This is a genomic window from Arthrobacter sp. BGA-UO-ETr-C19 (assembly GCF_059568005.1).
Genome location: NZ_JCAQPC010000004.1, coordinates 36,730 through 43,565 on the forward strand (window position 1 = coordinate 36,730; position 6,836 = coordinate 43,565).

The following is a 6,836-nucleotide window of genomic DNA, read 5'->3' on the forward strand; positions in this document are numbered from 1 at the left end:
CGAAGCATCAGCAGCTACATCAAGCACCGACCTGCGAGGAAGCAGCCATGTCATCACAAGGGACCGGCCCCGAACCAGAGCTCTCCGACAGCCAAGCCTTGGTCACTGTCATCGGCGAATCACTCGTCGACATCATCGAAGACCCCCGCCACGGGAGCAGCGAACCCGAGATACACCCGGGCGGCAGCCCCCTCAATGTCGCTGTCGGCTGCTCCCGGCTGGGCCTTCAAACCAAACTCATCACGCATTTCGCCGAGGACCGTTACGGGCGCATGATTGCTGACCATCTGGACAGCAACGGTGTCGAGAGCATCGTCGGCGGCTCCGAACCGACCTCAACCGCCCTGGCGTCACTGGACGCCGCCGGAGCAGCGCAATATACGTTCGCCATCAGCTGGGACATCAACGGTGCATCCATCCCGGCCCTGGCAGCCGCGGAGAATTCGCTCCATGTCCACACCGGCTCCATTGCCACGGCCCTGCCCCCGGGCAGCAAATCGGTGATGGGCCTGCTCGAAGGGGCCCGGCACCACGCCACCATCAGTTTCGACCCCAACTGCCGCCCGGCGATCAGCCCGGACAAGGCCACGGCACGGAAGCAGGCAGAGGGCTTCGTGGCTTCCAGCGACATCGTCAAAGCCAGCGACGAAGACCTCCGCTGGCTCTACCCCGACAGGCCCCTGGAAGAATCAATGAACGCATGGCTGGCTCTGGGGCCCGCCTTGGTGGCGTTGACCCGCGGCGCCAACGGACCCGTCCTCCTCAGCCGGACCGGCAGGGTCGACGTCCCCGGCGAAACGGTCACCGTAGCAGACACCGTCGGAGCAGGAGACTCCTTCATGGCCGCGCTGATCTCCGGGCTCATGCAGCTGGACGCACTCGGGGCAACAGGCCGGGAGCGCCTCCACGGGATTACCCGGGACCAGCTTCATGCCCTGGCCCGCTACGCGAACAAAGCAGCAGGCATCACCTGCTCCCGACCAGGCGCAAACCCACCGCGACTGGCCGACCTCGGCCCGCTGGCAATCCCTTCGTCCTTCCTCGGAGCGTAGGCACCCATGCCACCCCTGAGCAGCTGCACCCTGCCCGGCGTTCCCGGCCCGGTCAGCCAACCTGCATACAACAGGTCAAAACTCACAGAGGGCATCGTCCACTTCGGAGTCGGCGGCTTCCACCGCGCACATCAGGCCATGTACCTGGACCGGCTCATGAATGCCGGAAAAGCTCTTGACTGGGCCATCTGTGGAGTCGGGGTCCTGCCCGGCGATGTTCACATGAAGAAAGTCATGGACAGCCAGGACTGCCTGTACACCCTCACCGTGAAGCATCCCGACGGGACCAGACACGCCAGGATTATTGGCTCCATCATCAACTACCTCTTCGCCCCGGACAACCCTGAAGCAGTGATCGAGAAGATGGCCTCACCCGCCATCCGGATCGTTTCGCTGACCGTCACCGAAGGCGGCTACAACTTCCACCACGCCACTGGAGAATTCGACGCGGACAACCCCGACGTCGTCCACGACCTTCAACCAGGGGCCGTACCTCGGACAACCTTCGGCCTCATCACAGCAGCCCTCGCCCGCCGAAGGCAGCGCGGACTGGCCCCCTTCACCGTCATGTCCTGCGACAACATCCAGGGCAACGGCACCATTGCCCGCGAGATGTTTACGGCATTTGCTGCCCTCAAGGATCCCGAACTTGGCGCGTGGGTACGGCGAATTGTCCCATTCCCCAACAGCATGGTTGACCGCATCACCCCCGCCACCACCGGCGAGGACCGCCTGGCCGCATCCCGGGAATATGGTGTCGATGACGCCTGGCCAGTGGTATGCGAACCGTTCGAACAATGGGTCCTCGAAGACAATTTCAGCCTCGGCCGACCCCCTTTGGAGGAGGCCGGTGTCCAACTCGTCGCCGACGTAGAACCATACGAGCTGATGAAGCTGCGGCTGCTCAACGCCAGCCATCAAGGCATGTGCTACTTCGGCCACCTCGCCGGCTACACCTACGCCCACGAAGCCGCCCAGGACCCATTGTTTGCCCGGTTCCTGCTGGACTACATGGACAAGGAAGCAACCCCGACGCTGGAACCCGTACCGGGCATCGACCTCGAAGCCTACAAACGGACGCTGATTGAGCGGTTCTCCAACCAACACGTCAGGGACACTCTCGCCCGCCTGTGCGCCGAAAGTTCCGACCGCATCCCCAAATGGTTGCTCCCTGTCATCCACACCAACCTAGAACGGGGCGGGGAACTACACCGGTCGGCCGCGATAGTGGCCAGCTGGGCCCGTTACGCCGAAGGTGTAGATGAGCAAGGAAACAGCATTGACGTCGTCGACCGGCTCAAAGAACCGCTGATGGCAGCTGCAGCCCGCCACCGCCAGGAGCCCTTGGCATTCGTTTCCAACCGCCAAATCTTCGGAGACCTGATCGAGAACGAGCTGTTCGTCCGGGCCTACACCGAAGCGCTGAACAAACTCCACGAGCGCGGGGCCAGGGCCACCCTGGAATCTCTTACCTCTCAGCCCTAACCGGCACACACCACACGTTCCTGCCGGTCAACGAGGAAGGGGGCACCAATGAGCCACACGAGAAGCAGTCAGTCACACATCCAGACGCAGCATCCCAACCAAAATCGGTCCGAACTTCGCGCCGGCGAGGACGTGGACGTCCGGTACCCGGACGGGCGTGTCGAAATAGCAAAAATTGCTGCGAAGCCGCCCGGCTCCAAAATCATCTGGTTACTTTCGTGCGCCGGGCAGGGGCGGAAGATGTACGGCGACCGGGAAGGCGTCTGTCTCACCTCCCCTGTACGAGAGCACGGTCACGAGTGACCACCCGCGTGCGGCCAGAATGCCGACGCCGGCTGTTGCCCGGGCTTGTCTTCGTCAGCGTCTTCCTTGTTCCCGTGTGGCTGGCTTGGCAGGCAGATGCGCTGCCCGGAAGCAGTCACTGGGATTTGCTTTGGGAGAACCTCCCTCTCTTCTGCGGCTTGTTCCTCTTCGTCCTGATTCCCTCGCCTCTTTTGAAGCCCGCATGTACGCTGCCCAATGAGCAGATCCGCTGTTTCCGATATGCCGTCGGGACAGGAATTCTTCCCCTTGCCAGCCTCTTCAGTGACTGGACAATGGAACTCAACGCCTGGCGGCGCGGCCTGGAAAGAGTACTCCGCGCGCTGCCGGCCACCATCCTGATTTCCGCTGGAAGCACCTTCTACGCGCCTGCCGTCCTGCCCGGGAGCCGTGCATATTTCCTGACGAGCGCTGCAATGGCCGTTTTCCTGGGCGTAGTCCTCATAGAACTGATCAGGGCTCGCCTCAGAAACGTCTGCTCACTAGAGGAACAACTCCGACTCCAAAATGAGTACTTGGGGACATCGCTCACCACGCTGTAGCCCAAGCCTTCCCCAAGCAACCGCGAGAAAAGATTCCACCTCATCGAGAACTAGCAACACCAGCCGAAAAAACAGAACCCCGCCAGCTAACGGCAAAACTCCGGTCAACACCCGCTCTTCAGACGGCAGTTTGCAGTTCACACGGCGGGTACCGGTAAACCCGTCAGCCTGCCGCCGGGAATGCCCTAGCGGCGGCAAGGACACCTGTGCCCCGTCGTCTACCTGGCCTTCGGACCTCGGGACTGTAAGAAAAACGGTGGGAACGGCGTGGCCTGACCGAAAGGCAAGGCTATGACCGAGACCGCAGAGATGATCGATCCCATGACCGGAGAGATCATCGATCAGAAGGAGCTCGCGGAGGCCTGCTGGAGCAGGCGCGCGAGCAGGGCGTGAGCCTGCTGGGCCCGGGTGGGCTGCTGGCAGGCCTGACGATGAACGTGCTCGAAACCGCGCTGGAAGCGGAGATTACCGAGCACCTCGGCCACGAGAGGCACGGGCCGGCCGAGAACGGGAACGTGCGCAACGGGATAAGGTCAAAGACCGTGTTCACAGAGGTCGGCCCCGTTGAGATCGATGTGCCCAGGGACCGTGAGGGCAGCTTCGAGCCGCAGATCGTAAAGAAGCGCCAGCGCCGGCTGGACGGGATCAACGAGGTCGTCTTGTCCCTGACCGCCCGTGGCCTGACGACCGGAGAGATCGCGGCGCACTTCGATGACGTCTACGGCGCCACCGTATCCAAGGACACCATTAGCCGGATCACCGAGAAGGTCTCAGAGGAGATGGCCGAATGGGCCAACCGGCCCCTGGACCGCGTCTACCCGGTGGTCTTCATCGACGCCATCCACGTCAAGGTCCGCGACGGGCAGGTGCGCAACAAGCCCTTCTACGTCGTCCTGGGCGTCACCGTGAACGGCGAACGCGACATCCTCGGAATCTGGGCCGGAGACGGCGGCGAAGGCGCGAAGTACTGGCTCGGAGTCCTGACCGAAATCAAGAACCGCGGCGTTGAGGACGTGTGCATCGCAGTCTGCGACGGGCTCAAGGGCCTGCCCGAGGCAATCACCACGGTCTGGGAGCAGACCACCGTCCAAACGTGCGTGATCCACCTGATCCGCAACACCTTCCGCTACGCGCCCCGCCAGCACTGGGACGAGCTCTCCCGGGACCTTAGGCCCGTATACACCGCCGCGACCGAGGCGGCAGCCCGTGAACGATTCGGGGAATTCAAGGCCAAGTGGGCCACGAAGTACCCGGCGATCGGGCGGCTCTGGCGCAACGCCTGGACCGAGTTCGCCCCGTTCCTTGACTGGGACGCCGAGATCCGCCGGGTGATCTGCTCGACCAACGCGATCGAATCCCTCAACGCCCGCTACCGGCGCGCGGTCCGGGCGAGGGGCCATTTCCCGAATGATGCCGCGGCGCTGAAATGCCTCTACCTCGTGACCCGGTCCCTTGACCCCACGGGGCAGGGCCGGGCACGATGGGCCACGAGGTGGAAGCCGGCATTGAACGCGTTCGCGATCGCATTCGAAGGCAGAATCAACTAACCACAAGCCAGGCCAGACCCACCGTTAATCTGACAGACCCAGTCTGCAAGTTTCCGTCGTTATTCAGCCACCGTGATAGCGATCGTCTGCCCGTTCTGAGACTGAGTGAAAGCATCCAGGGGACGCTCGATGTGCCCGAATGTGACCAGACCTGACGCGTATTCGAAGTTGCGGTAGAAGATGGCGAGGTTACCCCAGAGGGAGTAGTAGGTGATGTATGGCTACATGGCGGCGGTGGACGAATTGCGGTTTATGACGATAGCGACATCTATGTCTGGCTGCCCAAAGGCTATCGACTATGAGTATCAGCAGAACCCGGTAGTTGCACTGCGCCTCGAGGAACCAACAGCTAGGGACCGGGAACGCCTCTTCTTTGGTCCTGCCGGCAGGACCTGCTCGGAGGAGGCCTCCTGCTCGCGCCCGCCCACAGACGACGCCGACGTGCCGATCCTGGTGGACCACGGATTAATGGAGGCCTCCAACGCCGTCCAAGGCCATTTTGGGACAGCGTTCAGCGTCAGCGATGTCCGCAAGCAGCGGGCTCGACTGGGCCCTTTAGGAGACATGCCCTACGCGTAAGGGCCTTCCGGGCGCTTCATATGTTCCTCTATTGCGCCAATGAGTCCGTCTCTATCGCGGGCGTTCAAGAGATCCGCGATGTTCTGGTGTTCGTGAATCAACACATCCGCGCGAGGGTAGGAGATCTCCAGGTTCAAGATGCACATGATTGATTCAGCCGCCAAAGTCTCGTAGATGCTGTTTAGGCGATTGTTCTCGGCTCCAGCGACAAAGGCTTTATGGAACTCCAGGTCCGTGCGGGCGATTGATTGCCAGTCTGACGCAGCAACCCGTTTAGCCATGTCCTTGATGATTCCGCTAAGAATGCGGCAAGTCTTCTTGATCTGCGCGTCCCCACCGTCCAAGAGTGATTTCGCAGCAGCGGTCTCGATAGCCTCTCGAGCGAGGTACACCTCTTTGACGTCCTCCGACGAGAGCTCGCGGACGAAGACTCCGCGGTTACGCTGACTGACTAGCAGTCCCTCTTGGCAAAGCCTTTGAAGTGCTTCACGGAGCGGCCCACGTGACGTCCGAAGCTGACCGGCCAGCACGGATTCATTGATCTGCTGGCCGGGCCGGAAGATTCCCTGAACGATTTGTTCTCGTATGTGACCTGCGATCACTTGCGCGGTGGGCCTTGCCTCCAGCACTAGCATGCTCTCTGCGCTCATCGGTCCCCTTATGTCAAAGTAGCTGACGCCAATCATCTTCCAAGAATCTGTCAATTGTCAACAGTTGCCGTTTGGCCGATGTTTCCTTCGACTCCTAGCAAGCCGATGTCAGGCTTTCACTCACTGAAAGCCTGTGCTGGACAGATCGCGCCACATATGGGGCTGAATAGCGGAAACGCCGGCTACTGTCCGTTTCCATCCAACTTGACGCAGCACCAGACCCCTGACGTGGCGGTACGACAACTGAAGCAATACGCAAATGAATCTGGCAGCAGCATCAAGCCCGGCTCTTTGGCCATCCGAGCTCGCGCAGGTCTGCGTTGCTCGGCCTCCGATGCGACAGATGTAATGGGAGGTGAACTACATGGAGCGGGAGCTCTCGCGGCTACCTCCACTCCTATGCTTCAAACGCCGCTAAATTAGATTCCGTCAACCTGGGGGAGAGGTCCAACGACTCCTTCTCCACGGGCTCAGATCGTCAGGTTGGGGTGCCCCAACTGGACTTCACAAGGCACGCAAGCCAGATTGAGGGGTTTGACCGGGACTGTCCGATAAACGGTGTGTGGAGTCCGGCCGGTTTTCATTATTGAGTGGTTCTTTCGAACCGGCCGGCGAAGGTAATAGCGAACGCGTTCAGCGCAGGCTTCCACCTCATCACCC

The 6,836-nt window shown here is 61.4% G+C and carries 7 protein-coding genes; 5 read left to right on the top strand and 2 right to left on the bottom strand.

Annotated features, from left to right (window positions below):
- Positions 1-47: 47 nt before the first annotated feature.
- The 4 genes from AC57BR_RS00350 (at position 48) to AC57BR_RS00365 (ending at position 4,947) form a co-directional block, all read left to right on the top strand.
- Positions 48-1,052, top strand: a complete 1,005-nt coding sequence (locus AC57BR_RS00350; protein WP_496357812.1) for a carbohydrate kinase family protein — start codon at positions 48-50, stop codon at positions 1,050-1,052.
- Between the two features lie 6 nt (positions 1,053-1,058).
- On the top strand, positions 1,059-2,537 hold the full coding sequence (locus AC57BR_RS00355) for a mannitol dehydrogenase family protein (RefSeq protein ID WP_496357813.1): 1,479 nt from the start codon (positions 1,059-1,061) through the stop codon (positions 2,535-2,537).
- A 299-nt stretch (positions 2,538-2,836) separates the two neighbouring features.
- Positions 2,837-3,400 (top strand): hypothetical protein, encoded by a 564-nt coding sequence (locus tag AC57BR_RS00360; protein WP_496357814.1) that lies wholly within the window; start codon positions 2,837-2,839, stop codon positions 3,398-3,400.
- Between the two features lie 362 nt (positions 3,401-3,762).
- Positions 3,763-4,947: an IS256 family transposase gene (locus AC57BR_RS00365; protein WP_496357817.1), complete on the top strand. Its 1,185-nt coding sequence runs from the start codon at positions 3,763-3,765 to the stop codon at positions 4,945-4,947.
- Between the two features lie 59 nt (positions 4,948-5,006).
- Here the strand turns inward: AC57BR_RS00365 and AC57BR_RS00370 are convergent, their stop codons facing one another.
- Positions 5,007-5,162, bottom strand: coding sequence for a cyclophilin-like fold protein (locus AC57BR_RS00370; RefSeq protein WP_496357818.1), 156 nt, complete (start codon positions 5,160-5,162; stop codon positions 5,007-5,009).
- A gap of 55 nt (positions 5,163-5,217) precedes the next feature.
- Here AC57BR_RS00370 and AC57BR_RS00375 point away from each other — a divergent pair, with 55 nt between their 5' ends.
- The gene (locus AC57BR_RS00375; RefSeq protein ID WP_496357815.1) at positions 5,218-5,526 is read left to right on the top strand and encodes a hypothetical protein; all 309 of its coding nucleotides are present in this window, start codon (positions 5,218-5,220) and stop codon (positions 5,524-5,526) included.
- On the opposite strand, the gene AC57BR_RS00380 is transcribed toward AC57BR_RS00375, so the two are convergent.
- The gene (locus tag AC57BR_RS00380; protein WP_496357816.1) at positions 5,517-6,176 is read right to left on the bottom strand and encodes a GntR family transcriptional regulator; all 660 of its coding nucleotides are present in this window, start codon (positions 6,174-6,176) and stop codon (positions 5,517-5,519) included. The two genes, AC57BR_RS00375 and AC57BR_RS00380, sit on opposite strands and share 10 nt — an antisense overlap.
- Between the last annotated feature and the right edge of the window lie 660 nt (positions 6,177-6,836).

Coding starts and splice junctions, on each gene's coding strand:
- AC57BR_RS00380 (WP_496357816.1), bottom strand. CDS start 6,176: ATGAGCGCAGAGAGCATGCTAGTGCTGGAGGCAAGGCCCACCGCGCAA.
- AC57BR_RS00350 (WP_496357812.1), top strand. CDS start 48: ATGTCATCACAAGGGACCGGCCCCGAACCAGAGCTCTCCGACAGCCAA.
- AC57BR_RS00375 (WP_496357815.1), top strand. CDS start 5,218: ATGTCTGGCTGCCCAAAGGCTATCGACTATGAGTATCAGCAGAACCCG.
- AC57BR_RS00355 (WP_496357813.1), top strand. CDS start 1,059: ATGCCACCCCTGAGCAGCTGCACCCTGCCCGGCGTTCCCGGCCCGGTC.